Origin of the sequence: Saccharopolyspora phatthalungensis (assembly GCF_014203395.1) — a bacterium.
Classification (GTDB): domain Bacteria; phylum Actinomycetota; class Actinomycetes; order Mycobacteriales; family Pseudonocardiaceae; genus Saccharopolyspora; species Saccharopolyspora phatthalungensis.
This window is the reverse complement of record NZ_JACHIW010000001.1, coordinates 1,973,913-1,997,669: the sequence shown is the minus strand read 5'-3', so window position 1 is coordinate 1,997,669 and position 23,757 is coordinate 1,973,913. Positions and strand designations below refer to the sequence as shown.

Below are 23,757 nucleotides of genomic sequence, written 5' to 3'. Positions count from 1 at the left end.
TGAATGGCCGCATCGCTGGACTGAAGTCCTGATGTCATTCGTCGACCAGTCACCGACCGAAGCCCGCCGCCGGTCGCACCGACCCCTGTTGAGCAGCACAAAACCCACTCCGAGCTGTTTTAGTCGACAGTGGCCCCACTGTCGGTGGCCGCGGAGTGCAAGCGCAGCGCATGAGGGAGGCGGAACGCCGTGACCGGAATGCCGGGACGTGCCTGGACCGAAGAGGAGCTCCGAGCCTGCTCGACCACGCAGCTTCGGGCCCCGCTGGGGCTCGCCGCCTCCATGGGCCGGCTCGCCCAGCAGGCGGTGGACACGTTGAATTGGTCGGGCAGCGTGCTGCCGCCCGTGAAATTGCTCGGGCGGCAGATCATCGCGACCGCCGAGCTGCTCTCCGAGGCGCACGCCGAACGGTTGTGCTTCGGCAGCGGACCGGTGCTGGACCGGGCCGAGATCGCCACCTGGGTGTGGCCCGAGATGGACGGGCGGGTCCCGCCGCCCGCGGCCCGGGTCACCGGCGTGCTCGCCCCGGCTCGCCACTGGCGCAGCGCGCTGACCGCCGCGGTGCCGTTCTCCCGGTTCGCCAGCGCCGCGATCGTGGTGCCGCGCAACGTCGCGGTGGCCCCCGACTTCACCTCGACCTGCCTGATCCGCGCCCGCCAGTTCGGCATCGCGGTGCTCAGCGCGGACGGCGACGACGTGCAGGTGGAGCTGAGCGGGCGGTGTTTCGACGACGCCCCGCCGGTGGAGCACACCGCCGTGTCCCGCTGGGTGAACGAGGTCATCTACCAGCAGCTGCTCGCGACCGAGGCCCCCGCCCCGTCCCGCAGTTGATCACGAGCCGGCCCCTGGGGAACAGGTCGTGAGTGCGTGACCGGGCGCACCTGCCGGCTGCGCACTCACGACCATTGGGCGGGGTTATCCACAGGAAGCGGGCAGTTGTCCACAGGTTCTGCGCGACCGGCCGGGCGTCGCCGGGTGTCCTACGTTGGAGGGCATGCGAATCGTGATTGCGGGTGCCCACGGCAAGATCGCGCGACACCTGGGGAGGATGCTCGTCGAGCGCGGCGATACCGTGCTCGGCCTGATCCGCAAACCGGAACACGCCGCGGACCTCCGTGCCGACGGGGTCGAGCCGCAACTGGCCGACCTGGAGCAGATCGATGCCGACTCGCTCGCCCTCCAGCTGTCCGATGTGGATGCCGCGGTGTTCGCCGCCGGGGCCGGGCCCGGCAGCGGCGCGTCGCGGAAGGACACTGTGGACCGAGGTGCCTCGGTGTTGTTGGCGGATGCGTGCGAGCGGGCCGGAATTCGTCGGATCCTGCAGGTGAGTTCGATGGGGACGACGCGGCCGAATCCGCCCGATGTGGACCCGGTGTTCGGCGCGTACCTCAATGCCAAGCGGGAGGCGGAGCAAGACCTGCGGCGGCGTGCGATGGACTGGACGATCCTGCGCCCCGGGCTGCTGACCGACGACCCACCCACCGGTCGCGTCAAGCTCGCCGAGTCGGTTCCCCGGGCAGAGGTCACCCGCGCCGACGTCGCGGCGGTGCTGCTGGCCCTGCTGCCGGAGCTCGGTGCCGCCCGGCGTGCCTTGGAGGTCGTCAACGGCGAGACCCCGCTCCCCGAAGCCGTCCGCACGGCGCTCCGTTGACCGGCGTCGATTTCAAGGGAATTCAGCGCGTCGATTTCCACTTGAAATCGACCGAGTTATCCACAGGGCCGAGGACGCGGTCGAGGTACGGGTTGCGGAAGACCCCGCCGGGGTCGACCTCGGCGCGCACCCGGCGGAAGTCGTCGAAGCGCGGGTAGAGCTCGTGCAGGGCTGAGGCGTCGAGCCGGTGCACTTTGCCCCAGTGCGGTCGCCCGCCGACCGCGCCGACGATGTCCTCGAAGGTGTCGAACCAGCGCCGGTACGGCATCCGCTGGAACTGGTGAACCGCGATGTAGGCCGACGGGCGGCGGTAGGCGGTGGACAGCCACACATCGTCGGCCGCCGCCACCCGCACCTCCACCGGGAACATCACCGGGTCGGCGAGGCGTCCGACCGCGATCCGCAGCTCGTCGAGCACGTCGCGCAGCGCTTCCCGCGGCACGGCGTACTCGCATTCGACGAACCGGACGTCGCGCCGCGTCGTGAAGACCCGGTAAGAGCGGTCGCTGTAGGAACGCGTTGACCAGGTCGAGGCGCAGAACCGGTTAAGCGGTCGCACCGACGCCGGGACCGCGCGTCCGAGTCGGCATACCGCGCCGAACAGCCGGTTCTCCAGCACCGTGTACTCGAGGAAGTGCCGGAGCGGGTGCAGCGGGCGCGGTGATTCCCCGGCCGGGAGCCGGTTGTTCCGCTTGACCAGCGTTTTCGAGGCATGCGGAAACCAGTAGAACTCGATGTGGTCGTTGTCGGCGGCGAGCTCGTCGAAGCCGTCCAGCACGTCATCAAGCCGGGCTGGCCGCTCGTCGGCGGCCAAGGCGAACGCCGGAACGCAACGCAGCGTCACGGTCGTGATCACCCCGAGCGCGCCGAGGCCGACCCGGGCGGCAGCGAACAGCTCCGGATTCTCCGTGGCGGAGCAGCGCTTCTCGGTGCCGTCCGCGAGCAGCAGTTCCAGCTCCTCGATCTGGGTCGCGAGGCCGCCGAGCCCGGCTCCGGTGCCGTGAGTGCCGGTGGCGATCGCCCCGGCGATGGTCTGCCGGTCGATGTCACCCAGGTTCGCCAACGCCAGGCCGAGGCCGTCGAGTTCGGCGTTGAGCTGGTGCAGGGGCGTGCCGGCGCGCACCTTGACCAGGCCATCGTCCGGGGTGGCCTGCACGATCCCGGACCAGTGCGAGAGGTCCAGCGCGCAGCCGGTGTTCGGCGAGCCGATGCCAGAAAACGAGTGTCCGGCGCCCAGCGGCCGGACGGTACCGCCACGGCGTGCTGCGGCGCGGATCGCCTCCGCCGCTTCTGTGGTGTCGCGCGGTGCCACCACGGAGCCGGGGGCAGCGGTAACGGTGCGTGCCCAGTTGGTCCAACGCTGCATCGTTGGCACTCCTTCGGGTGTCACGAGGAGAACCTATTAAGTGAATCTTATTCACATAATAAGGGTCTTCGGCCTACGGTGAACGGCGTGCGCAGGTACGACGAGATCACCAGCGAGCTCGACCCGCCGTTCGCGGTGGTCGATCTCGACGCGTTCGACCACAACGCGGCCGATCTCGCGCGTCGGGCCGGCGGGCGACCGATTCGAGTCGCCACCAAATCGGTGCGTTGCCGCTACCTGCTGGAACGGGTGCTGCGCACCCCCGGTTTCGCCGGGCTGATGTGCTACAGCCTGGCCGAAGCGCTCTGGCTGCACCGTGCGGGCCTGAGCGACGACGTCCTGGTCGCCTACCCCACCGCCGATCGCGCGGCGCTGCGCGAACTCGCGGCCAACCCGGCCGCGGCGGCATCGATCGCGGTGATGGTCGACTCCGTCGAACACCTCGATCTGATCGACGCCGCACTCGGCGCCACCGCCGGCTCCGCCCGGCACGACATCCGGCTTTGCATCGAGGTCGACGCGTCCTGGCGGCCGCTGCCCGGCCTGCACGTCGGCCCCCGCCGGTCGCCGGTGCACACCGTCACGCAGGCGCGTCGGCTGACCCAATTGGTGCTGCGCCGCAAGGGCTTTCACCTCGTCGGGCTGATGGCCTACGAAGGCCAGATCGCCGGGCTGGGCGACGCGCCGGGCGGACAGCCGCTGAAGGCCGCCGCGCTGCGTTGGATGCAGCAGCGGTCGGCAGCGGAACTGGCCGAGCGCCGGGCCGCCGTGGTGCGGGCGGTGCGGGCGCTGGCTCCGCTGGAGTACGTCAACGGCGGAGGCACCGGCAGCCTGGAGCGCACCGCCGCTGAACCAGCCGTCACCGAGGTCGCCGCCGGTTCCGGGCTGATCGGCCCGACGCTGTTCGACTGCTACCAAGCCTTTCGGCCACGACCGGCAGTTCTGTTCGCACTACCGGTCGTGCACCGCCCCGCCGCGCGCATCGCGACGGTGTTCAGCGGTGGGTACCCCGCCTCCGGGCCGATCGGCGCCGACCGGGTGCCCGCGCCTTGCTCGCCGAGCGGAATCCGGCTGCTCGCGACCGAGGGTGCCGGCGAGGTTCAGACACCCGTCGTCGGGGAGGCGGCCCGGCGGCTCCGGCTCGGCGACCGGGTTTGGTTCCGGCACGCCAAGGCTGGCGAGCTGGCCGAGCGGTTCGCCCACTACCACCTGGTGGCGGCCGATCGGCTGGCCGCCACCGTGCCCACCTACCGGGGTGAGGGCAGATCCTTCGGCTGACCGCCGGGCATCCGGTTGGACAGGTAGCCGCGCACCAGTTCCTTGGCTTCCGCGACGAGCGTCGGCTCGCCGGCGGGGTCGCGTCGGAACGCCAAGTGCAGCACCGCGTCCGCCGCCTCGACCGCGACCGCCAGCGGCAGCAGCAGTTCCGTCGGGTCGAGCTCGAACTCCTCGGCGATCAGGCCGGTGAGCTTCTCCGCGATCACCGCATTGTTGTCCTTGCTCGGATCCAGCAGCCGCAGGTCGACCACGTCGCCGAAGTGCAGTCGGCTGAATGCCGGGACTTCCCGGTGCATCGTCAGGTAGACGTCGAAGACGGCGTCCACCGCATCCCACCAGTGCTCCAGCTCCAGCTGGTCGAACCGGACGGACACGGTGCGCACGAAGCGGTCCAGGTTGCGCAGCGTTAGTTCCTGCACCACGGCGCGCTTGTCCGGAAAGAACTGGTACAGCGAACCGACCGCGACACCGGCTCGTTCGGCGATGAGGGTGGTTGTTAAACCGTCATAGCCCACCTCGTCGATCAGCTCGGCGCAGGCCGAGAGCATCTTCTCCACACGTTGTGCGCTGCGCTGCTGGACCGGCTTTCGCCGCAGCGGGGCTACTTCGGCAGGCAAGGCGACTCCTTGATCATGTTCGCTGACCATCTTGCCGACCACGACCGTGATCCTCTTTCAGGGGAGCCCTGGGGGAGATGGTGCCGAGCGTTCGACTCGGCGGTCTGGTTCACCGGCGGGTTGTGAGGATTGCCCTCGATTTCGGTGATGTCCATAGTTTCCCGGCCCGTGGGCGGTCGTGCGCTACGGACATGCCGTGGACGGTATCAGTCGATCGGGTGAATTACGGGGGCACGGCTTGACCGCGCGGGGATGTCCGCCCATCGACCCGTTCGGCGCGGTGGCTTTGACCTGCGGATCCACCCGCCGTTACACGCTGGTATATGCAGTGAGTCATGTTGTCAGCGCACAGGTCGCTATCTAGTGTGAGTTCGTTGTCATTCTCCGTGACAGAAGGGTCATCGTGGGTCACTGCCCGGCTGCACCTCGTTTTCCCGCCACGCCGCGTGCGGTGTTTTCCCGGCGGACACCGACCGGGCGCAGCGCCAGGTGCCGCGGTACCAGTGCCGCCGGTACCCATGTCTTTTCGGCTTCGCGCGCGACGCGCACCGCCGCGTGACCGCGCGGCTGACCTCGGCGCTCCCCGCCCCGTCGGGCCCGCTCCGCGAGGCCGCGGCGGATGAACCGGGCCCCGCGCCCGGGTGGTGGCAGCCGTTGACCATTCCGGCAGCGAACGCACTGCTCTCCGACGGCGGCTACGGGCTATGGGTGGAGCGGTCCGCGCACGGCACGCTGCGGCTCAGCGGCGCCGGTGCCGGTGCCGGACTACCGCTGGGCGGCGAGCCGAACTGGTCCGATCTCTACCGAGCCCTGATCCGGTTGCGGCGCACGCGCCGGGTGTTCGATCCTGCCTGGCTGCACCGCCTGACCCGGTCCCTGACCGCCGACCGCGGCGCCGGCGGATCGGTGCCGCTGCCCGCCGATCGTCTCGACCTGCTGACCTCGGCCCAGCGGCAACTTGCCGAGGACTGCCTCGCCGCAGTGACCGGCCCGAACCGAAGCGTGCCGTTCCCCGCGGAGCAGATCACCGTCAGCGGACCGGAGCGCACCGTACAGTTGCAGGCCACCGGTCCCCGCGAGCGCGCGCTGCGCCAGCTCCGCGGCTGGGAACGGCTGTCGTCCATTGTGGAGTCTGATCCGGACCTGCGGATGCACTGCGCAACCCTGCCGGTGCCGGCCGCCGTGGTCGACACCGCCACCGGTTCGGCCGCCCTGACCCGAATCACCGAGCCCGCGCCGGCGCACCCGACGCACCCCGGCGGCACCATCGCCGCCGACCTGTCCACGCTGCTGCACCCGGGCAACGATGGTGCACCAGGACTGCTGCGGGTGGTGCTCGACAACCGCTTCGAGCGGCGGGAGGATCAGCTCGAGTATTTCCTGGAGCGCTTCGTCCGCCCGCTGCTGCGGGCCTTCCGGCTGGCCCTCGACGCGCACCGGATCGGGCTGTTCGCCCTGGACGAGACCGGTGTCGCCTTCGAGCTCTCGCCGGAACTGCAGGCCACCGGCCGGATCGTGCTCACCGACTACCTGCGGGTGAGCCACGAGCCGACCCGCGCCGAGGTCGCGACCGGCGTGCGCGCCCTGGTCGCGACTCTCGACGAACTGAGCGCCGCCTTCAGCCAGCTCGATGCCGGGCAGCGGGAAAGCCGGGTGCGGCGAGCCGTCGACCGGGTGATTGCCGAGGAACTGCGCTACCTGGCGCCGCACACCGCCGAACTGCTCTCCGGTGAACAACCGCTGCGGTACTACGCCCACACCGTGCCGGAATCCCAGGACGCGGTGTTGAAATCGGTGCTGGACCGGGTGCAGCAACGAACCCGTCGGCGCCGCTGGGACGGCCGACTGCCACAGCCGGCCGTCATCATCGATCTCGGCCTGTGCGGACTCGTGCCGCTGCAACGGGTTTTAGACGCCGCGCGCGCGGTCTCGGGGCCGCGACCGGGTGCGCCGGAGGGCATCCTCGAACTGGCCGGGCCCGGCGCCCTGCCGGTGCTGCCGACCCACTCCACCGGTGCCTGGCGCAACTTCGTCGAGCTCAGCGGCCTCGGCAAGCGCTACCCCACGGTGGACTGGAACGAGGTGCACGCCGACTTCGTACGCGCTTTCCTGGCCCGCCCGAGGGAGAAACTTCGCACCGACAGCGTGAACGCCGGGCTGGCCCGGTTCGTCTGGGACGTGCGCGACGCCGGCGGGCGGGTGGTGTTTTGCAGCGGACACCGTGAGCGGTTCCGGGAGCCCACCGAGGAGGTACTCGCCGCCGCCGGGGTGCCGGACGCGACGCTGGTGTGCCTACCCGAAGACGGTGGCCGCCCGCGCTCCGAGCTGAAGGTGGCGAAACTCCGCGAGCTCGGCGAGCTCGACGTCGTCGCGGTCTTCGACGACGAGCCGGCCAACCGGATCGCGATGACCAAGGAGTTCGGCGAGGCGCTTGCGATCGCCGTCGAGGTCCCCGGCCTGGCCACCGAACGCCCCCCGGACCAACCAGTCGTCGATGCCGAGGCCGTGATCGCCACCTTCGAAACCACGCCGCGACCCGCGGCGCGCATCGGCCCGCGGCTGTCCAACACGCATTCGCTGGAGGAACTGCAGATCGGCGCGCTGCGCAAGAACCGCTTGGCACAGCACTGGGCCGTGCACCTGACCGAGCAGGAGTCGCGCGCCATCCTGCACTCCGTGCTGGCCGACGTGGACCGGGCGGCGGCCCGGACCGGGCGCGGCGCGGCCGCGAAGTTCGGTATCGACGACCGCAGCGCTCCGGAGCAGGTCTTGGCGGCAATGCACCACGTGTTCACCCGCAAGCAGTTCATCAAGGGTTCGCGGTCCCACTATCAACCGGCCGACCTGCGGCGGGACGCCGGACCTTTCGTGCGCCGGGGCGAGCCCGTCGAGGTGGTGTTGCTCGGCTTCCCGGTCAAGCAGTGTCTGAACCGGTTGAAGGCGGCCGGGCCGCTACCCGACTTCGCCGAATTCGGCGGGATGGCGCGACTGCGGGAACTCCAGCGGGCCGTCAGCGCGGTGTATCCGCCCGGCCTGCACTTCAACATCCTCACCGACGGCCGGCACTTCCGCAGTCGGCCGCACGCGATCACCGAGGCCTACCAGAAGAAGCTGCGCGAGTACGTCGACCTGGTCGGCATCGGCGACCGGACCACCGTGGCGGACATCGACACCGTCGCCGAGCAGCGGCTGGGGCCGGGCCTACCGAAGGAGCGCATCGCTCTGATCGGCCGCTATCGCCAAATGCTCGCCGAGTCGCTGTCGCGCTTCGACATCACCGACAACCCGCTGCGGACCTTGGAACGCGTGCACCTGCACACTGCCACCATGACCGGGTTCCGGCCCCAGATCATCGGGCTGTTCCGGGAAATCCTGATGTCGTTGGTGTATTCGGTGCCGGTCGTGGTGCCGCCCGGCACGGACCGGCTGGAATGGTCCACTGTGGTCTATGCCGACATCTACAACCTGGCCGACCGGAGCGTGTCGGCCAAGGTGCGGCAGGCGCGCTGCGCGGTGCTGCGTCGCGCCTGGCACGCGGTGGTCCGCTACCTGGCGACTATGCAGGTCGACGAGGAGTTCGGCTACGAGCGGATGTTCCCGAACCGGGTGCGGCTGACCCTCAGCGCGGTCCGCGAGGGCTGCCTCGGGTTCACCTACCTCGGCGGCTCCGGCCTGCTGCCCTGGCAGGGCACCGGGGTGCTCGACGCCCGCGGCAACGTGGCGGTGGATTTCGCCATCTCGCTGCTCGACCAGGGTTTCGTGCCGGTGTATTCGCCGCTGCTCGGCCCCCGCCAGCCGTGGTTGATGGTGCCCGCGCAACGCACCCACCTCACCGGACCGGCCGGCGCCGCCGTGCCGGCCCAGCGGGTTGCGAGCACTCCGCCGGGTATCCGGCTGGACCCGGACTTCGCCGCCCGGGCCCGCCTCCGCCGCAAGTAGCTCCAACCAGCGATTCGGAAAGCCTTGCCGCACAAGGCAGGAGTCGATACCAGCCGACGCTGGGCTTCGGCAAGCGACGCTTTCTCATTCCACCGCCCGGGAATTGGCGCGGCCGAGAAGGCAGCCGAGGGGCCGCTGCGCGGGAAATCATTGAGGAGCAAGTAAGAAAGGCCCTGGGCTCGGTCGAGGAAGCGAGCTCCAGGGCCTTTCCAGACTCCGGGGCCGTCCGGGGAAACGGCTGTACCGGAGTGGTTGGAGTCCGCGGACCGGTACCGGTCGGGGGAGGGGAGTGCGTCGGCACCGGCCCGCGGAAATCTGGTTGCCGCGCCGGAAGAACCGGGCGGTCCGCTGTGCAGTTCTGGGGCGGCGGCCGATGACCGTTGGTCGAGGTCGGGGAGTCACGACTGGTCGCTCATCGGCCGCCACCAGGCGGCTGCTCGGGAACCCGGGTCGGGGAGGAGGTCGTGCTGTCCGGGTCCGAGTCCGCCGGCTTTACGGCACCGGCGCGGCCGGGCGCAGTGCGTGCGCCGGGCGCAGGTGCCGTGCGGGACGGGGTGCCAGGGCCCCTGCCACCAGATGCTCATAGGCCGAGCGCCACACCGAGCACGGTGCTTTCTGCGGGCGCCAACGGCCGGAGCACTCCGGGCAGTTGCCCTTTTCGTCGGCGTCGTGCGCGGTGAGCAGCGTCCGCCACCCCTCGGTGAGTCGGGGGAGTTCGGAACGCGCCACGGAGAGCAGGGAAGGGGCGTCGGCGCGGTTCGCGAGCTCGCTCAACAAGTCGAGCCGCTCCCGTACCGCCTTGCGCAGCACCTGCCCCAGGATCTCATCCACCGAAACGTCACCGTCACTTTCTCGCCTGCACAGCGGCATCCCGCAGCGCGGCCGACAACTGGCCGAGGCCGTGGGCCGATAGCGCTGCGGAGTGGCCGGGCGGTCCGACGAGCACCACCCTGTCCCGGTTGACCAGCACGTCCAGGAAGCGTCGCGAGTTCGCTACGTCTCGGCAGTCCACTCGCCACCACCGGCGACGGTCCGCGGGTACGGGGGCGAATTCGGCCGAACGGCCGTCGCCATCCTGTGCTGCCCGCATCTCGCGTCACCGTTCCCGTTCGTGCTCGGTTTGCCTGTGCTGACTAGATTGGAACGAGTCGGGCCACTTCGCCTAGAGGTAGGCGATAACCGGGCCGACGGCAACGACGAGCGGTCGGCGGACTTCACCCCCGCCGATCACCTCTACCGATACGCACTTCACCGGGTTGCCGCAGTGCCCTTACTCTGCGACCAACGCCCGTGCAGAGCGTCAGGGGGTCTAGATGAACATCATCGGTTCTGGCGGCTCTCCCGTTACACCCGACGTTTGGAACGATCGGGAAATGCGGGATGCGCTGGCCCGACGGGACGTCAGCGAGATCTACCGGCAACTGCGCCGGCACGGCGTCTCGCAGCGCCAGATAGCGGCCTCGACGGGGCAGTCGCAGTCCGAGGTGTCCGAGATTCTCAAGGGGCGGCAGGTCATGGCCTATGACGTGCTGGCCCGGATCGCCGACGGGCTGGGAATTCCGCGGGGCTACATGGGCCTCGCATACGACGGGGCTACCGCCATGCGGGTCGCCAAGGCGGCCAACGCCCCCAATGCTGAGGAGGACGAGTCGGTGAAGCGTCGGAAGTTCTTGTCCCATGCCGCGGCCGTGACCATGGGTGCGGCCGTGTTCGGCGAGGGGGACAACAACTGGGTGCCGACCAGCGCCCAGACACCCGCCCCGGCGCGCATCGGCATGACCGATGTGCAGCAGATTCAGGCCGCCACCAAGGCGCTGCGCGACCTCGACTACCGCTACGGGGGCGGGACCTGCCGCGACGCCGTGGTCGCCCAGCTGTCCTGGGCGCAGCAACTGCTCGAGTCCAGCGCGGCGGATCCCGTGCGCAAGCAACTGTTCGTCGCCTTGGCGGACATGCACAGCCTGGCCGGTTGGACCTCCTTCGACATCGGTTTGCTCGACCCGGCGCGCGGTCACTTCGGCAAGGCGCTGGAGTTCGCCAAGCAGGCCAACGACGACGGCCTGGTGGCCAGCGTGCTCTACCGGATGGGCCGGGTCTACCTGCACTACCAGGAGCCCAACGAGGCGCTGAAGCTGTTCCAGCTGGGCCAGATCGCCGCGCAGGAGTCGGGTTCGGCGCTGACCGTCGCGGTGCTGTGCGCCAACGAAGCGTGGGCCTACGGCATGCTGAACAAGCCCGACCAGGTGCAGAAGATGGTGGGCCGGACCAAGGACGAGTTCGCCCGAGCCAAGGCCGACGAGGCGCCGGACTGGGTGCGGTTTTTCAACGAGAACGACCTGCACGGGATGATCGGTTCGGCACATGACGCGCTGGCCAACTTCGATCCGAAGCGGCACGCCTCGATCGCGGTCGCCGAGACCATCAAGTGCAACGAGGCATACGGCGCGGACATGCAGCGGACCCACGTGTTCGGGCTGAGTCTGCAGGCGACCAACCACTTCCGGGCCGGTGACCTGCAGGAAGGCATCAAGGTCGGCCGGCGGGCGCTGCAGTTCGGCGACCTGGTCAAATCCGCGCGAGTCGCCGACCGGCTCAAGCCGTTGGAAATCGAGGCGGGCAAACACCGGATGAATTCCGATGTTCGCGACCTGTTCGAGGAAGTCCGGCGGTTCCGCCAGGGCTGAGGCTCGCCAACCGGTTCGTCCGGTTCGCCCGCCGTTTGAGAACATGAGCATGAAGACATACCAGGTGGCAGAGGGCCCGTGCATCCCGCCGGAGCTGGAGTCCGCACTGACCGAAATCTGCGTGGCCGTCGGCCTGGATCCGCGAGGCGCGCGCCTGATCCGATTCGTCAACAACGGGGTTTTCTTGCTGCAAGAGCACCCTGTCGTGGTCCGCATCGTGCTTTCCCCGTCTTTCACCTACCGCGCTTTCAACGCCGTCGAAGCCGCGCGCTGGCTGGCCTGCCACGGCGTGCCCGCCGTGCGCCTGCTGCCCGGCCTGGAACAGCCGGTTCAGGTCGGTGAACACTTCGCGACGCTGTGGCAGCACGTGCCGGAGATCGGCCCCGTGCCCAGCGGCTGCGACCTCGGCGAACTGCTGCGCCGGATGCATTCCATGCCGGTGTCCCCGACGTTCCTGGACTGGCAGCCGATGGCCGACATCCGGCGCCGACTGGCCGACGCGGTGGACATCGATCCGGCCGACCACGACTTCCTTGAGCAGCGGTGCGACTACCTCGAAGAACGGCTGAAATCGCTGCGATTCCCGCTGCCGCAGAGCATCATCCACGCCGACGCGCACCTGGGCAACGTGATCGGCGGCGCCGATGGGCCGCTGCTGTGCGACCTCGATTCGCTGTGCATCGGCCCGCCGGAATGGGACCTGACGCCGATCGCGGTGGGGCGCCTGCGGATGGGGCACCCACCTGATTGGCACGACGATCTGGCCCGCGCTTACGGCTTCGACATCACCGCGTGGGAAGGCTTTCCGGTGCTGCGCCAGCTACGCGAACTCAAGATCACCACCGGTGTGCTGCCCATCCTGCGGAGCAATCCGGGGGTTCGCGACCAGCTGCATCGCCGGCTGCGAACGATCCGCGACGGAGATCTGGTGACCCAATGGGCCCCGTACAGCTGACGCCGTTGGCCAGCGGCGGCGCGGCGGGCCGCAATGATCGCGCCGTCGCGAAGATGAGAACCTGAATCGGCCAAGAGGGTGCGTCCATTCGGGCGGACTTGCGCCGGACACGACTTTTTTCGATTATGCCCAGTGACGGCCGCGGTCCGTCCGGGTAAACCAGATGTGCGCATTGGTGCATCGGTTGCATGGCTACTGGATGGGCTATCGATGAGGATCGCGAAGTGGACGCCGACGAAGCTGATCCCGGGCTGGCGGCGCGCGCGGGCGCTGCGTTGCGCGCAGGTGCTCGACGAGGTGGTGAATTCCCAGGTCGGTTTGCTGCCGCAGCTGCCGGTCGAACTGCGACGGCGCTGCGCCGATCAGCTGGCCGAGCTGGTGCTGCTCGCGCAGTCCTACCGTCATTTCGCTGCGGGCTGGATTTCTCGGCAGGAGTTGGAACTTCGCGGCGCAGTGACTTTGGGCCGGTTGGCGGACGCCGAATACGTCTCATCGGTGCAACTCGGCGACGGCGAATGACCTTTCGGCGACGGGACGGGTTTTTTCGCGTCACGGTAGCGATTCACTCGCGTTGCGGCTGATCGAGCCGGGACTTCGGGTGCCGGTGGCCGATGAGTTCGGCCCAGGTGAATTCATCGGCTCGCGCGACGATCGTCCACCACGGTGTTACCGGGCGGAGGGGCGCGTGCCGCGCTGGCACGTCGCCCACGTAGACGCCGGAAGCGATCGCCGCGGACCAGCAACTAAGCTCCGCTGTCAACGAAAAGCACTTCTCGGAGGACCGTTTCGCCGGTGGTGCGAGCAGGGACCGGTCGCGTCGGCAGGAGCGTCGATTTCCAGCAACGTACGAGGTTTGATCGCGCGGGACGATCTGCTTGCGCTGTACTGCGGAGCACCCGGGGACTCGCCGGGAAACCAGCGTTTGGCCGTGCCGTTGGGGGAGTTCACCGGCGGCAGGTTGCGGCGGCTGCTCGACGGTCGCCCGTCCGGCTGGCCGGAACTGGACTACCTGGTCGAATTCGTGGTCCGGCCGATCGTGGTCACCACGCGCGGGCTGCTCGTCGAAGGCTTCCGGCCGACCGATGGGTTCGCCGTCGAAGTGGCCCCCGAGTTCGCCGCGACCGGCAGGGTCGTGCCGACGGGGGTGGTGGCCGCGGACGCGGCGGGCGGCTCGGTGGCCGAGTCGATTTCCCGGCTGCACCGCCAGTTGGCGGTGTTGGCGGCGGCATTCGCGCAGGTTTCGGCGCTCGATCGGGTCAACGTGCTGACCGCGATCGAGAGGGTCGCCGCGCACGAACTCCGATACCTCGCGGCCGACACCGCTGCGCTGCTCGCCGGCGATCACCCGTGGCGGCACCACGTGCACAGCGTTCCGGCCGGCCAGCACGAAATCATCAGCGAGGTGTTGCGGCAAGTAAAGGAGCTGAGCGCGCGCCGTCGCCGTGATCGGAGCCTGCCGCGACCGGTGGTCGCGCTGGACCTGGACTACTGCGCACTGCTGCCCCGGCGACGGGTGCGCGCGGCGCTGGCCGAACTCGGCCGGGCGCACGGTATCGGGACGCTGATCGCGGCGGATCGGTTGGCCGTGCTCCCCGGCCTGTATCCGGCGGGATGGCCGCATTTCCTCGCCCGCAACCGATTGCGCGACGAGCATCCGGATCTGGACTGGGATGGTTTGCACGCGGAATTCCGCAAAACCCTGTCCTGGAGCCACGATGCGCTGCTGACTGATGAGCCGGCACCGGGCCTGGTCCGCTTCGTCCGCGCCATCGAGCATGCCGGCGGCAGCGTGGTCTGGGTGACCGGTCGCCGTCCGCGGATGCGGCAGGCCACCCGCGAGCTCCTCGTCCGGCACGGGCTCGGCCACCTGGACCTGCATGCCGCACCCGAGCATGCCGACGTGGGCAGACACAAGGTCACGGTGCTGTGCCGGGCAGACTGGCAGGTGGTCGCGGCCTTCGACGACCTGCGAAGCAATCGGGCCGCGCTGCGGGCGGCGTTCCCGGACGCGGCGGTGGTCGCGGTTCGGCCGACCGGCTTCAGCACCGAACCCCGCATCGGCCCCGGCATCGCCACGTTCGAGTTCCTGCCACATCCGACGCCGCTGGGGCGCGGCCACGCCACCCGGCAGCAACGGGCGAAACCCCGGCTCTCGCATGCGACGTCGATCGCGGAACTTCCGGTCGGAGAGTTCAGCACGCGACCGACGATCTGGGATCTCGGCGTGCAGCTGACCGCCGAGCAGCAGACCCGGATCATCGAAGCCCTGTGCACGGCGGCGGTTCAGGCCGGCCGGAGCTTGGGAAGCGGGGTGCGGGAACGGCTGTCTTGCCCGGCAGAACCGGTGGTTCTCGCGCGAGCGGTGTGGAAAGTGCTGATGGCCAAGCAGTTCGGCGCGGCGAGATCGGCTTATCCGCCGGAAGCCGCGGAAGCGGACATGGTCGCCGCGATCGCCGCCGGCGCGCGCATTCAGTTCGTGCTGTTGGGGCCGCCGGTGAAGCAGAACGGTTCGCGGCTCAAAGCGCTGGGCGGCGCGCCGGACCTCGCGGAGGTCGCGGTGCTGGCCCGGATCCGGCAGCTGGCGGCGGCCGTGGAACAGGTCTACCCGCCTGGGATCCAGGTGCTCGCGCTCGCCGATCCCGCCCACTTCCGGGTCCGGGATGAGCGCCGCTGCGCGGACTACCACCGGTTGTTCGGGCAGCTGCTGGAGCGGACCGGGGCGCATCGGGTGGTGACAGTCGTCGACATCGATGCCGCCGCCGATGCGCATCCGGACTGCGGTGATCGGGCGCAGCGGCCGGAGCTGCTGGCCAAGCATCGGGACCGGTACGCCGCCGCGTTCGCCGGGTTGGACGTGCGCCGCGATCCGTTGGCGGTCCTCGCGGAGGCGGCCGAGCGCGACCCGAGGGAGCCCGGCCAGCCGCGATTCGTCGAGATGTTCCGATCGGTTCTGCACTCGGTCGACGTGCCATACCAGGGCGGCGATCCGTTCGCCTGGTCACAGCAGCTGTACGCGGATCCGTACGAGCTCACCGACACCGCCGTGCCCGCCCCGGTCCGTACCGCCCGCGCCGACCTGCTCGCCGCGGCCTGGCGGGAAACGATCACCTACCTGGCCAACAAGCACGTCGACCACGAGCTGAACTACCAGGCCCTGTGGCAGCGGGACCGGGTGCGGATGAGCCTGTCGATCCGACCCGAGCACGGCCGCCTCCGCTTCATCCCGATCGGCGGCTCGGGGGTACTGCCCTGGCACGGCACGGCCGCGCTGAACGACCAGCACGAAGTCTCGGTCGACTACGCGATTTCCCTGGTCCACCAGGGTTTCCTGCCTGTCTACGCCCCGGACCTCCCGGCGCCCAACGGCGTACGACAACCCTGGTTCATGCTCCCCGCCGCGACCGCACGCGACGACCTCGACCGGTCCGTTCTGGATCGCATCCGAGTCCGGAACAAGTAATGGGGCGATTTCGCGCGAGAAATTGACGGTCCCCGCGGAGCTGGTGGCGTTTTCGCGCGAAATCGGCACCAACCCCGCGGGCAGTGGTGGTGGTCGGCACCGCGACCACCACCACTGCCGGACCTCAGCTCTTCGGCTTGCCCAGCCGGAGGGCCAGGACCAGACCTAGAACGACCAGGACCACCGCGCCCGCGATCCACGGCCAGACCGGCATGCCGCCCGGCTCCTCGGACTCGGCCTGCTGTCCCGCCTGGTCGGTGGTCTGCGGGGCCGGGGCCGGCGTGCCGTTGCCCGCCGTGGTCAGCGTGAAGGTGACCTTGCCCGGCACCGGGTGGCCGTCGTTGGACAGCACCCGGTAGCCGATCGTGTAGACCCCGGCCGGACCGAGTTCGCGGACCGGCGCGACGACCGAGTTGCCCTCGATCCGCACCTGCCCATCGGTCCAGTACGTCCCGCCCGGGCCCACCACGTTGACCGTGTTGTACCCCTCGCCGGACCGAACCGGCTGGTCGAAGGTCAACCTGACCTCACGGGGCCCGGCGGCCAGCTGCGCGCCGTCCGCGGGATCGCTGCCGACGAGCACGTTGTGCGCCAGCGCGGTGCCCGCGCCGCCGAACAACGCGGCCAGCGCCAGCAGTGAGATCGCCATCAGACGCTTCACGAGTCGCCCTTCCTGGCCCCGGATTGCGCCTTCCGGCTGCGCGCCAGGGCACCCGCTCCGACACCGAGGCCGAGCGCGCCGACCACGAGTCCGGCGCCACCCAGCCAGCGGGCCGTGTCGTCACCGGTCGCCGACGATGCGGCCTGCTCTTCGTGCTGCTGACCTTGCATGGCACCGCCATGCGAGTGCTCGCCCTCGGCCTCGTCGACCAGCTTCAACGATGGCGCGGGGTGTTCGGGCTCCGCCGCGCCCTCGGCCGGTGGCGGCGCGTCCCAGGACACGACCTCGCCGTTGTCATAGGTCTGCGTGGTGGGCATCACCAGCTGGTCGGTGTTGGTCGGCAGGGCACCGATGGTGGCCTCGAACTCGTTGAACTCGTTCGGGCCGAGCCGGGTGCCCGGTTGCGCGCTCCAGGTGATGCTGCGGACGGCCTCGGTGACCTGCGCACCGGCCACCTCGACCGGGGCGATCTGGACCTTCTCCACCTGGGCGGTCCAGCCGGGCATCGGCTTGGTGCGAACCGAGCTCAGCGGGTACTGCTCCGGGAAGGTCACCTTGATCTGGACGGTCCCGGCGTTGGGGCGCTCGTTCGGCACCCGGAAGGCGACCTTGGCGTAACCGCCCTTGGCGGCCTCACCGGGCTGTGCGGTTACGTGCGCCGAGGCCGTCGCCGTGCTCAACAACGCGACGATCCCGCAGGCGGCCGTGAGTGCCGCGGATCGAACCGCGAATCGTTTTGTTGACATGTTTACTCGAAATCTCCCGTGTTCTATTCTCGCGCGCGCGCATGCGCCGAAGGTACGAAAAGGCAACGTTCAGGTGGCGTAGTCCACTTGATCGGAGTTGGCGAGAAGAGATTTCGGCGGCCCGCGGCGGGCATGAATCCGTTGATAGATCAGTTGCGCGAGACTGCGCACCGTGACCGTGAGAATCCATACCGTCCGCGGCGTTGTTACTACGGGTAACGGCCTCGACCTGCGAGGAAGGAGCAACCCGAGCAGACGGGCGACTACGAAGAGTGCTCGCTCTGCGCGGCTCATTACCAGCCCGGTCAGCAGCACCACCGCTGCGTGCCCGAGGGTCATCGCCGACGAGGAGAACGGCATCCCGGGGTGCCCGGCCCCGTCCTGGTGAGAGGCAACAAGCTGGAGAAATACGTGAAGTGCCAGCTGGCTGATCGCCAGTGCCCCTAGAATGCTCCATGACCCGCGCTTGCGATCGGCGAGGGCCACGCCGGCACCGGACAGCAAGACGGTGATCACGACGGTCGTGCCCAGATCGGGTAACGACCCGCCCGCAGCCGCGTGCGCTGCTACGGACAGTGACGCCGACGTGGTGGCCAGACCGGCACCGCGCAGGACGCGTAGTGCGCCCTGCGTAGGTGCGAGTCTGGCCGTCATGGCAGCCAAGTCTAGGTGTCGGTTCGGCCACGCTGACTGCAGGTGAGCTTGCCTTGTTCACCCGATTGGGACACGGTTTACGGGTTGCAGACGGTCCGGAGCTGTCACCTGCACGCAAGCCGGGCTCTATTAGTTCCAGATCGTCGTAACTGACGACGGAGAGGAGGGGGCGTCGCCGAAAGTCGACGCCGAAACCTGTGTCGACCGAAACAGAACGAAGTGGTGACCCCATTGAGGGCCACCATTCAACAGAACTGCCAGGCAGTCCCGAGTTCCTCGGAAAGCCGCGAACGGATTGGGTAGTCTTTGGTGTCACCGCGGCCATCATGTTCGCCGTGGTGGTCTGGGGCGGACTGGCCACCGACTCGCTCAGCTCTGCCTCGTCGGCGGCGCTGACCTGGCTGCTCACGAACACTGGGTGGGGCTTCGTACTAGCGGCCACTGGTTTCGTCATCTTCGCCCTGTACCTGGCCTTCAGCAAGTACGGCCGGATCCCGCTCGGCAAGGACGGCGAGCAGCCGGAGTTCCGGACGGTGTCCTGGATCGCCATGATGTTCAGCGCCGGTATGGGCATCGGGCTGATGTTCTTCGGCGTCAGCGAGCCGCTGAGCCACTTCGTCTCGCCGCCGCCGGGCACCGTCCCCGGTGAGAGCGAAGAGGCCATCAAGACGGCGATGGCGACCTCGCTGTTCCACTGGACGCTGCACCCGTGGGCGATCTACGCCGTGGCGGGTCTGGCGATCGCCTACAGCAGCTTCCGCCGCGGCCGCCGCCAGACGATCAGCGGCGTATTCCTGCCGCTGATCGGCAAGCGCAATGCGGAGGGGCCGATCGGCAAGCTGATCGACATCCTCGCGCTGTTCGCGACGCTGTTCGGGTCCGCCGCCTCGCTGGGGATCGGCACCCTGCAGATCCGCAGCGGCATGCAGGCCGCCGGCTGGATCGGCGAGGCCGGCAGCACCATCCTGGTGGCGATCATCGCGGTGCTGACGGTGTGCTTCATCCTTTCCGCGGTGTCGGGAGTGGCCAAGGGCATCCAGTGGCTGTCCAACATCAACATGGTGCTGGCGGCCGTCCTGGCGGTCTTCGTGTTCGTCGTGGGCCCGACGGTGTTCATCCTCGACCTGCTGCCCACCGCGGTGGGGTCCTACCTCAGCGAGTTCGGCGAGATGTCCTCGCGCGCCGGAGCCACCGGCGGCCAGGAGATGCAGGACTGGCTGGCGAGCTGGACGGTTTTCTACTGGGCGTGGTGGATCTCGTGGACGCCGTTCGTCGGCATGTTCATCGCCCGCATCAGCCGCGGCCGCACGATCCGGCAGTTCGTGGCCGGCGTGCTGCTGGTGCCCAGCGTGGTCAGCCTGGTCTGGTTCGCGATCTTCGGCGGAGCCTCGATCGACAGCCAGAAGGCGGGCAACAACGTCTATGGCGACGGTTCCGCGGAGGCGCAGACCTTCTCGGTGCTGGAGCACATGCCGTTGACGCTGATCACCTCGGTGCTGGTGATGATCCTGGTGGCGATCTTCTTCGTCTCCGGGGCCGACGCCGCGTCCGTGGTGATGGGCACGCTGTCCCAGCGCGGTTCCATCGAACCGAGCAAGTGGGTGGTGATCTTCTGGGGTGCCGCGACCGGTGCGGTGGCCGCGATCATGCTGGTGATCGGCAGCGGTGGCGGCGATGAGGAGAAGGCGCTGGAGGGCATCCAGAACCTGACCTTCATCGGGGCGCTCCCGTTCGCCATCGTCATGGTGCTCATGTGCGTGGCCATGCTCAAGGACCTGCGCAGCGATCCGATGACGCTGCGCGACGCCAAGGGCGCCGAAGTCCTGGAGCAGGCCGTCATCCTCGGCACCGAGGAGCATGACGGCGACTTCCAGCTGGTGACCACGCCCGCGGAGGGCACCGAGGAAGTCACCGCCACCACAGCGGCCGGTGGAAGAGAGTAACGAGTGGGTTTCCTGGAATACGTCGCATCCAGGTGGCAATCGCTGCTGGTGAACTCCTTCCAGCACGTCAGCATGGTGGTGCAGTGCATCGTGCTGGCAACGATCGTCGGCGTCCTCGTCGGGGTTGCGGTCTACCGCAGCCCCGCCGGGGCGGCGATCGCCACGGCACTCTCCAGCGCAATCCTGACGGTCCCCTCGTTCGCCCTGTTTGGCCTGCTCATCCCGGTGCTGGGGCTTGGTGTGGCGCCGTCGGTGGTGACCCTGGTGCTCTATGCGCTGCTGCCGATCATCCGCAACACCATCGTCGGGCTGTCCACGGTCGACCAACCGATCTTGGACGCGGCCCGGGGCATCGGCATGAGCCGGTTCGGCGTGCTGACCCGCGTCGAGCTGCGGCTGGCCTGGCCCGCGATCCTCGCGGGCATGCGGGTGAGCACTCAGATGCTGATGGGCATCGCCGCCATCGCCGCTTACGCCAAGGGCCCCGGCCTGGGCAACCTGATCTTCAGCGGCCTGGGCCAGCTGGGCGGCGCCAACGCGCTGAACATGGCCGTCGCCGGCACCGTCGGCGTGATCATCCTGGCGCTGTTGCTGGACGCCGTCTTCGTGCTGTTCGGGCGGTTGACGACTTCGAGAGGTATTCGTGGCTGACGACAAGAACACCCCGACGGGCGGGCACGGCGTCGAGATCTGCCTGACGGAGGTCTCCAAGCGCTACCCCGGTCAGAAGCTGCCCGCAGTGGAATCGGTGTCCATGACCATTCCGGCCGGTGAGACGGTGGTGCTGGTCGGGCCCTCCGGCAGCGGCAAGACCACCACCATGCGGATGATCAACCGGTTGATCGAGCCCACCGCCGGCAAGATCACCATTGGCGGGCAGGACGTGCTCGGCCTCGACCCGGACAAGCTGCGGCGCGAGATCGGCTATTCGATCCAGCAGGCGGGCCTGTTCCCGCACATGACCGTCGGCGAGAACGTCGGCATGGTGCCCGGCCTGGTCGGCTGGGACAAGAAGCGGATCGGCGAACGGGTCGACGAAATGCTCGACCTGGTCAACCTGGACCCGGCCGAGTACCGCGACCGCTACCCGCGGCAGCTCTCCGGTGGTCAGCAGCAGCGCGTCGGCGTGGCGCGGGCGCTGGCCGCCAACCCGCCGGTGCTGCTGATGGACGAGCCTTTCGGCGCCGTGGACCCGATCACCCGCGGTGTGCTGCAGGACGAACTGATGCGCCTGCAAGCAGACCTGGGCAAAACGATCGTGTTCGTGACGCACGACTTCGACGAGGCGGTCAAGCTCGGCGACCGGATCGCGGTGCTCGGTGAGCGCTCCAAGATTCTGCAGTACGACACGCCGGAGGCCATCCTGGCCAACCCGGCCGACGACACCGTGGCCGGCTTCGTCGGCGCCGGTGCCGCGCTCAAGCAGCTCAACCTGCGGCGGGTCCGCGAGATCGAGGTGGGCCAGGTGCCCACCGCGACCGTTGACGAGTCGCCGACGGTGCTGAAGGAACGGTTGGGCTCCCGCCGGGGCGCGATCGGCTTGGTGCTCGACCGGCGAAACCGCCCGCTGCGCTGGGCGACCGCCCGCGAAGCCGGCGCGGTGTCCACATTGGAGCGGGCCGGGCGGCCGGTGGAGGACAGCGTCTCGCTGGCGTCAACGCTGCAGGACGCGCTGGAAGCGATCCTCACCGACGACGACGGCGTCGCGGCGGTCACCGGGTCGCGCGGCGAGTATGTCGGCGTGGTCGACATCGACACGGTGATGAACACCATCAAGGCGCTGCGCGAGGAGCACGCCGACGACGAGCCGACCGGGGACCGGTCATGAGCAGCCAGTTCGCATCGGACTCCGGGTCGCGCACGGCGGAGCGGCTGCGGTTGTTGGCGCAGCCGATCGCGGTCGTGGTGCTGGTCGCCGGGGTGCTGGGCTGGGCGTTCATCCAGGACACCGACGAGGTGACCGCGCGCAGCATCAACTCGACCAACATCCTGAGCCTGACCTGGACGCACTTCCTGCTCAGCTTCGCGGTGGCAGTGATCGTGATCGCGATAGCGGTGCCGCTGGGCGTGCTGCTCAGCCGCGGCTGGGCGCGCAAGGTCGTTCCGGTGGTCGTCGGCATCGCCAACGTCGGCCAGGCCGCGCCCTCGGTGGGACTGCTGGTGTTGTTCTTCCTGCTCACCGGGGGTTCGACCGGGTTCTGGATCGCGGTGCTGCCGATTGCCTTCTACGCGCTGCTCCCGGTGCTGCGCAACACCATCGTCGGGCTGCAACAGGTCGATCCGTCACTGATCGACGCGGGGCGCGGGATCGGCATGTCGGCGACAGGCGTGCTGGCGCGCATCGAGCTGCCGCTGGCGGTGCCCTACATCCTGGCCGGGTTGCGTACCGCCCTGGTGCTGGCCGTCGGAACCGCGACGCTGGCGCTGTTCGTCGGCGCGGGCGGGCTCGGCGAGATGATCGACACCGGATACAAGCTCAACGACTGGACCGTCATGATCGTCGGCGCGGTGCTGGCGATGGCGCTCGCTCTGCTGGTCGACTGGCTTGGCGCGCTGGCTGAGACGTACTTGTCGCCGAGGGGGTTGCGATGACTCTGCGAATGTCGCGCCGTGGCGCGTTCAAGCTGACCGCCCTGACGATGACCGGTGTGCTGCTGTCCGGGTGCGGGCTGAGCTCCGGCGGGTCGGTGCCGCTGGCCGTGGCGTCCGGCACCATCCAGCGGGTTCCCGAGCTGGAGGGCGTCACGATCACGGTCGGGTCCAAGGCCTTCACCGAGCAGCTGGTGCTGGGCTACATCGCCGAGTTCGCGCTGTCCGCGGCCGGGGCCAACGTCCGGGACCTCAGCAGCATCGTTGGTTCCTCCACCGCACGTCACGCGCTGAAGAGCGACCAGATCGACATCCTGTGGGACTACACCGGGACGTCCTGGATCAGCTACAACGGCAACACCGATCCGATCCCGAACGCCCAAGCGCAGTTCGAGGCCGTCCGGAAGCTGGACCTCGAACGCAACGGGATCGCCTGGACGGCGATCGACTACCACGTGGACAACACCTACGCGTTCGCGGTCAACCAGGACGCGGCGCGGCGGTTGGGCGTGCAGAAGCTCTCCGACATCCCGCGGATCGTCGCCGAGCACCCGGAGGACGCCAGCTTCTGCGTGGACACCGAATTCGCCAACCGCAACGACGGCCTGCCCGGGGTGGAGAAGGAATACGGCTTCACCGCGGACAAGTCGAAGGTGAAGACGCTGACCGAGGGCAGCATCTACCAGGCGACCGCGAGCGGCACCTGTACCTTCGGCGAGGTGTTCACCACCGACGGGCGGATCCAGGCGTTGAACCTGAAGCTGCTGGCCGATGACCACCAGTTCTTCCCGCGGTACAACATCGGCATCACCACCCGCGCCGAGCTGCTCAAGCGGTACCCGCAGATCACCAGCGTCTTCGAGCCGGTGTCGGCGAAGCTGACGAACGAGGAGCTGGTGAAGCTCAACGCCCAGGTGGACGTCGACGGTCGCGACCCGGCCGACGTGGCCCGCGACTGGATGGTCCGACAGGGCCTGGTAAAGCTCCCCGGGGGCCAAGCCGCCCGCTGACCTAGCCGGAGCAGCATAGGGGCACCCGTGACCCATGGCGTCACGGGTGCCCTCGAATCCCGTGCGAGTTGCGGCGGTGCATGGGCAGTGCTTTTTCGTCTGCCCGGATGAACCCAGCGCATAGGAAGTCGTTGCGGTATATGCCGCGGTTCTGGAGAAGAGTTGAACTAGCTTGGCGAAGCCGAGCTATGAATGGGGCGCCAG

Annotated in this window: 21 protein-coding genes; 13 read left to right on the top strand and 8 right to left on the bottom strand. The window is 69.0% G+C overall.

Annotation, left to right across the window (positions count from 1 at the left end; translation table 11 throughout):
- Window positions 1–198 precede the first annotated feature (198 nt).
- Window positions 199–831, top strand: coding sequence for a hypothetical protein (locus BJ970_RS08865; RefSeq protein ID WP_184728970.1), 633 nt, complete (start codon window positions 199–201; stop codon window positions 829–831).
- Window positions 832–994: 163 nt separating this feature from the next.
- On the top strand, window positions 995–1,651 hold the full coding sequence (locus tag BJ970_RS08860; protein ID WP_184725797.1) for an SDR family oxidoreductase: 657 nt from the start codon (window positions 995–997) through the stop codon (window positions 1,649–1,651).
- 22 nt (window positions 1,652–1,673) lie between these two features.
- Here the strand turns inward: BJ970_RS08860 and BJ970_RS08855 are convergent, their stop codons facing one another.
- Window positions 1,674–3,017, bottom strand: coding sequence for a D-arabinono-1,4-lactone oxidase (locus BJ970_RS08855; RefSeq protein ID WP_184725796.1), 1,344 nt, complete (start codon window positions 3,015–3,017; stop codon window positions 1,674–1,676).
- 78 nt (window positions 3,018–3,095) lie between these two features.
- Between BJ970_RS08855 and BJ970_RS08850 the strand changes: the two genes are divergently transcribed.
- Window positions 3,096–4,295 carry an amino acid deaminase/aldolase gene (locus BJ970_RS08850; RefSeq protein ID WP_184725795.1) on the top strand — a complete coding sequence of 400 codons (1,200 nt, stop codon included), beginning with the start codon at window positions 3,096–3,098 and terminating at the stop codon, window positions 4,293–4,295.
- Here BJ970_RS08850 and BJ970_RS08845 read toward each other — a convergent pair.
- Window positions 4,265–4,942 (bottom strand): TetR/AcrR family transcriptional regulator, encoded by a 678-nt coding sequence (locus BJ970_RS08845; RefSeq protein ID WP_221467692.1) that lies wholly within the window; start codon window positions 4,940–4,942, stop codon window positions 4,265–4,267. The genes BJ970_RS08850 and BJ970_RS08845 overlap by 31 nt on opposite strands.
- Before the next feature lie 525 nt (window positions 4,943–5,467).
- On the opposite strand from BJ970_RS08845, the gene BJ970_RS08840 reads away from it, so the two are divergent.
- Entirely contained in the window at window positions 5,468–8,851 is a 3,384-nt protein-coding gene (locus tag BJ970_RS08840) for an L-tyrosine/L-tryptophan isonitrile synthase family protein (RefSeq protein WP_184725794.1), read from the top strand.
- A gap of 492 nt (window positions 8,852–9,343) precedes the next feature.
- Here BJ970_RS08840 and BJ970_RS08835 read toward each other — a convergent pair whose 3' ends face one another.
- Both BJ970_RS08835 and BJ970_RS08830 read right to left on the bottom strand, forming a co-directional pair.
- Complete coding sequence (locus tag BJ970_RS08835) at window positions 9,344–9,682, bottom strand: hypothetical protein (RefSeq protein WP_184725792.1); 339 nt, start codon at window positions 9,680–9,682, stop codon at window positions 9,344–9,346.
- 13 nt (window positions 9,683–9,695) lie between these two features.
- Complete coding sequence (locus BJ970_RS08830; RefSeq protein WP_184725790.1) at window positions 9,696–9,941, bottom strand: hypothetical protein; 246 nt, start codon at window positions 9,939–9,941, stop codon at window positions 9,696–9,698.
- Window positions 9,942–10,164: 223 nt separating this feature from the next.
- On the opposite strand from BJ970_RS08830, the gene BJ970_RS08825 reads away from it, so the two are divergent.
- The 3 genes from BJ970_RS08825 (at window position 10,165) to BJ970_RS08815 (ending at window position 13,009) form a co-directional block, all read left to right on the top strand.
- Window positions 10,165–11,535 (top strand): helix-turn-helix domain-containing protein, encoded by a 1,371-nt coding sequence (locus BJ970_RS08825; RefSeq protein WP_184725789.1) that lies wholly within the window; start codon window positions 10,165–10,167, stop codon window positions 11,533–11,535.
- A 43-nt stretch (window positions 11,536–11,578) separates the two neighbouring features.
- Entirely contained in the window at window positions 11,579–12,490 is a 912-nt protein-coding gene (locus BJ970_RS08820) for a phosphotransferase enzyme family protein (RefSeq protein WP_246470787.1), read from the top strand.
- A gap of 210 nt (window positions 12,491–12,700) precedes the next feature.
- On the top strand, window positions 12,701–13,009 hold the full coding sequence (locus BJ970_RS08815) for a hypothetical protein (RefSeq protein WP_184725787.1): 309 nt from the start codon (window positions 12,701–12,703) through the stop codon (window positions 13,007–13,009).
- A gap of 43 nt (window positions 13,010–13,052) precedes the next feature.
- Here BJ970_RS08815 and BJ970_RS08810 read toward each other — a convergent pair whose 3' ends face one another.
- Window positions 13,053–13,250: a hypothetical protein gene (locus BJ970_RS08810; RefSeq protein WP_184725786.1), complete on the bottom strand. Its 198-nt coding sequence runs from the start codon at window positions 13,248–13,250 to the stop codon at window positions 13,053–13,055.
- A 93-nt stretch (window positions 13,251–13,343) separates the two neighbouring features.
- Here BJ970_RS08810 and BJ970_RS08805 point away from each other — a divergent pair, with 93 nt between their 5' ends.
- Entirely contained in the window at window positions 13,344–15,950 is a 2,607-nt protein-coding gene (locus BJ970_RS08805; RefSeq protein WP_184725785.1) for an L-tyrosine/L-tryptophan isonitrile synthase family protein, read from the top strand.
- 124 nt (window positions 15,951–16,074) lie between these two features.
- On the opposite strand, the gene BJ970_RS08800 is transcribed toward BJ970_RS08805, so the two are convergent.
- The 3 genes from BJ970_RS08800 to BJ970_RS08790 all read right to left on the bottom strand — a co-directional run bounded on the left by BJ970_RS08800 (window position 16,075) and on the right by BJ970_RS08790 (window position 18,011).
- The gene (locus BJ970_RS08800; RefSeq protein WP_184725784.1) at window positions 16,075–16,611 is read right to left on the bottom strand and encodes a copper resistance CopC family protein; all 537 of its coding nucleotides are present in this window, start codon (window positions 16,609–16,611) and stop codon (window positions 16,075–16,077) included.
- Window positions 16,608–17,291: a YcnI family copper-binding membrane protein gene (locus tag BJ970_RS08795; RefSeq protein ID WP_246470786.1), complete on the bottom strand. Its 684-nt coding sequence runs from the start codon at window positions 17,289–17,291 to the stop codon at window positions 16,608–16,610. The genes BJ970_RS08800 and BJ970_RS08795 overlap by 4 nt, the downstream gene beginning before the upstream one ends.
- Before the next feature lie 135 nt (window positions 17,292–17,426).
- Window positions 17,427–18,011, bottom strand: coding sequence for a hypothetical protein (locus BJ970_RS08790; RefSeq protein ID WP_184725782.1), 585 nt, complete (start codon window positions 18,009–18,011; stop codon window positions 17,427–17,429).
- 254 nt (window positions 18,012–18,265) lie between these two features.
- Between BJ970_RS08790 and BJ970_RS08785 the strand changes: the two genes are divergently transcribed.
- The 5 genes from BJ970_RS08785 to BJ970_RS08765 are packed head-to-tail and all read left to right on the top strand — an operon-like array spanning window position 18,266 to window position 23,553.
- Window positions 18,266–19,954 carry a BCCT family transporter gene (locus BJ970_RS08785; protein WP_184728966.1) on the top strand — a complete coding sequence of 563 codons (1,689 nt, stop codon included), beginning with the start codon at window positions 18,266–18,268 and terminating at the stop codon, window positions 19,952–19,954.
- Between the two features lie 3 nt (window positions 19,955–19,957).
- Window positions 19,958–20,605 carry an ABC transporter permease gene (locus BJ970_RS08780; protein ID WP_184725780.1) on the top strand — a complete coding sequence of 216 codons (648 nt, stop codon included), beginning with the start codon at window positions 19,958–19,960 and terminating at the stop codon, window positions 20,603–20,605.
- Entirely contained in the window at window positions 20,598–21,782 is a 1,185-nt protein-coding gene (locus BJ970_RS08775; RefSeq protein ID WP_184725778.1) for an ABC transporter ATP-binding protein, read from the top strand. The genes BJ970_RS08780 and BJ970_RS08775 overlap by 8 nt, the downstream gene beginning before the upstream one ends.
- On the top strand, window positions 21,779–22,546 hold the full coding sequence (locus tag BJ970_RS08770; RefSeq protein ID WP_184725776.1) for an ABC transporter permease: 768 nt from the start codon (window positions 21,779–21,781) through the stop codon (window positions 22,544–22,546). Before BJ970_RS08775 ends, BJ970_RS08770 begins: the two co-directional genes overlap by 4 nt.
- A complete protein-coding gene (locus BJ970_RS08765) occupies window positions 22,543–23,553 on the top strand; it encodes a glycine betaine ABC transporter substrate-binding protein (RefSeq protein WP_246470782.1) in 1,011 nt (336 codons plus the stop codon). Before BJ970_RS08770 ends, BJ970_RS08765 begins: the two co-directional genes overlap by 4 nt.
- The last annotated feature ends 204 nt before the right edge of the window (window positions 23,554–23,757 follow it).

Bases quoted from the DNA above. Each gene is read 5' to 3' on its own strand.
- BJ970_RS08790 (WP_184725782.1), bottom strand. From the start codon at position 18,011: ATGACGGCCAGACTCGCACCTACGCAGGGCGCACTACGCGTCCTGCGC.
- BJ970_RS08855 (WP_184725796.1), bottom strand. From the start codon at position 3,017: ATGCAGCGTTGGACCAACTGGGCACGCACCGTTACCGCTGCCCCCGGC.
- BJ970_RS08825 (WP_184725789.1), top strand. From the start codon at position 10,165: ATGAACATCATCGGTTCTGGCGGCTCTCCCGTTACACCCGACGTTTGG.
- BJ970_RS08860 (WP_184725797.1), top strand. From the start codon at position 995: ATGCGAATCGTGATTGCGGGTGCCCACGGCAAGATCGCGCGACACCTG.
- BJ970_RS08770 (WP_184725776.1), top strand. From the start codon at position 21,779: ATGAGCAGCCAGTTCGCATCGGACTCCGGGTCGCGCACGGCGGAGCGG.
- BJ970_RS08820 (WP_246470787.1), top strand. From the start codon at position 11,579: ATGAGCATGAAGACATACCAGGTGGCAGAGGGCCCGTGCATCCCGCCG.
- BJ970_RS08865 (WP_184728970.1), top strand. From the start codon at position 199: ATGCCGGGACGTGCCTGGACCGAAGAGGAGCTCCGAGCCTGCTCGACC.
- BJ970_RS08765 (WP_246470782.1), top strand. From the start codon at position 22,543: ATGACTCTGCGAATGTCGCGCCGTGGCGCGTTCAAGCTGACCGCCCTG.
- BJ970_RS08830 (WP_184725790.1), bottom strand. From the start codon at position 9,941: ATGCGGGCAGCACAGGATGGCGACGGCCGTTCGGCCGAATTCGCCCCC.
- BJ970_RS08815 (WP_184725787.1), top strand. From the start codon at position 12,701: ATGAGGATCGCGAAGTGGACGCCGACGAAGCTGATCCCGGGCTGGCGG.
- BJ970_RS08845 (WP_221467692.1), bottom strand. From the start codon at position 4,942: ATGGTCAGCGAACATGATCAAGGAGTCGCCTTGCCTGCCGAAGTAGCC.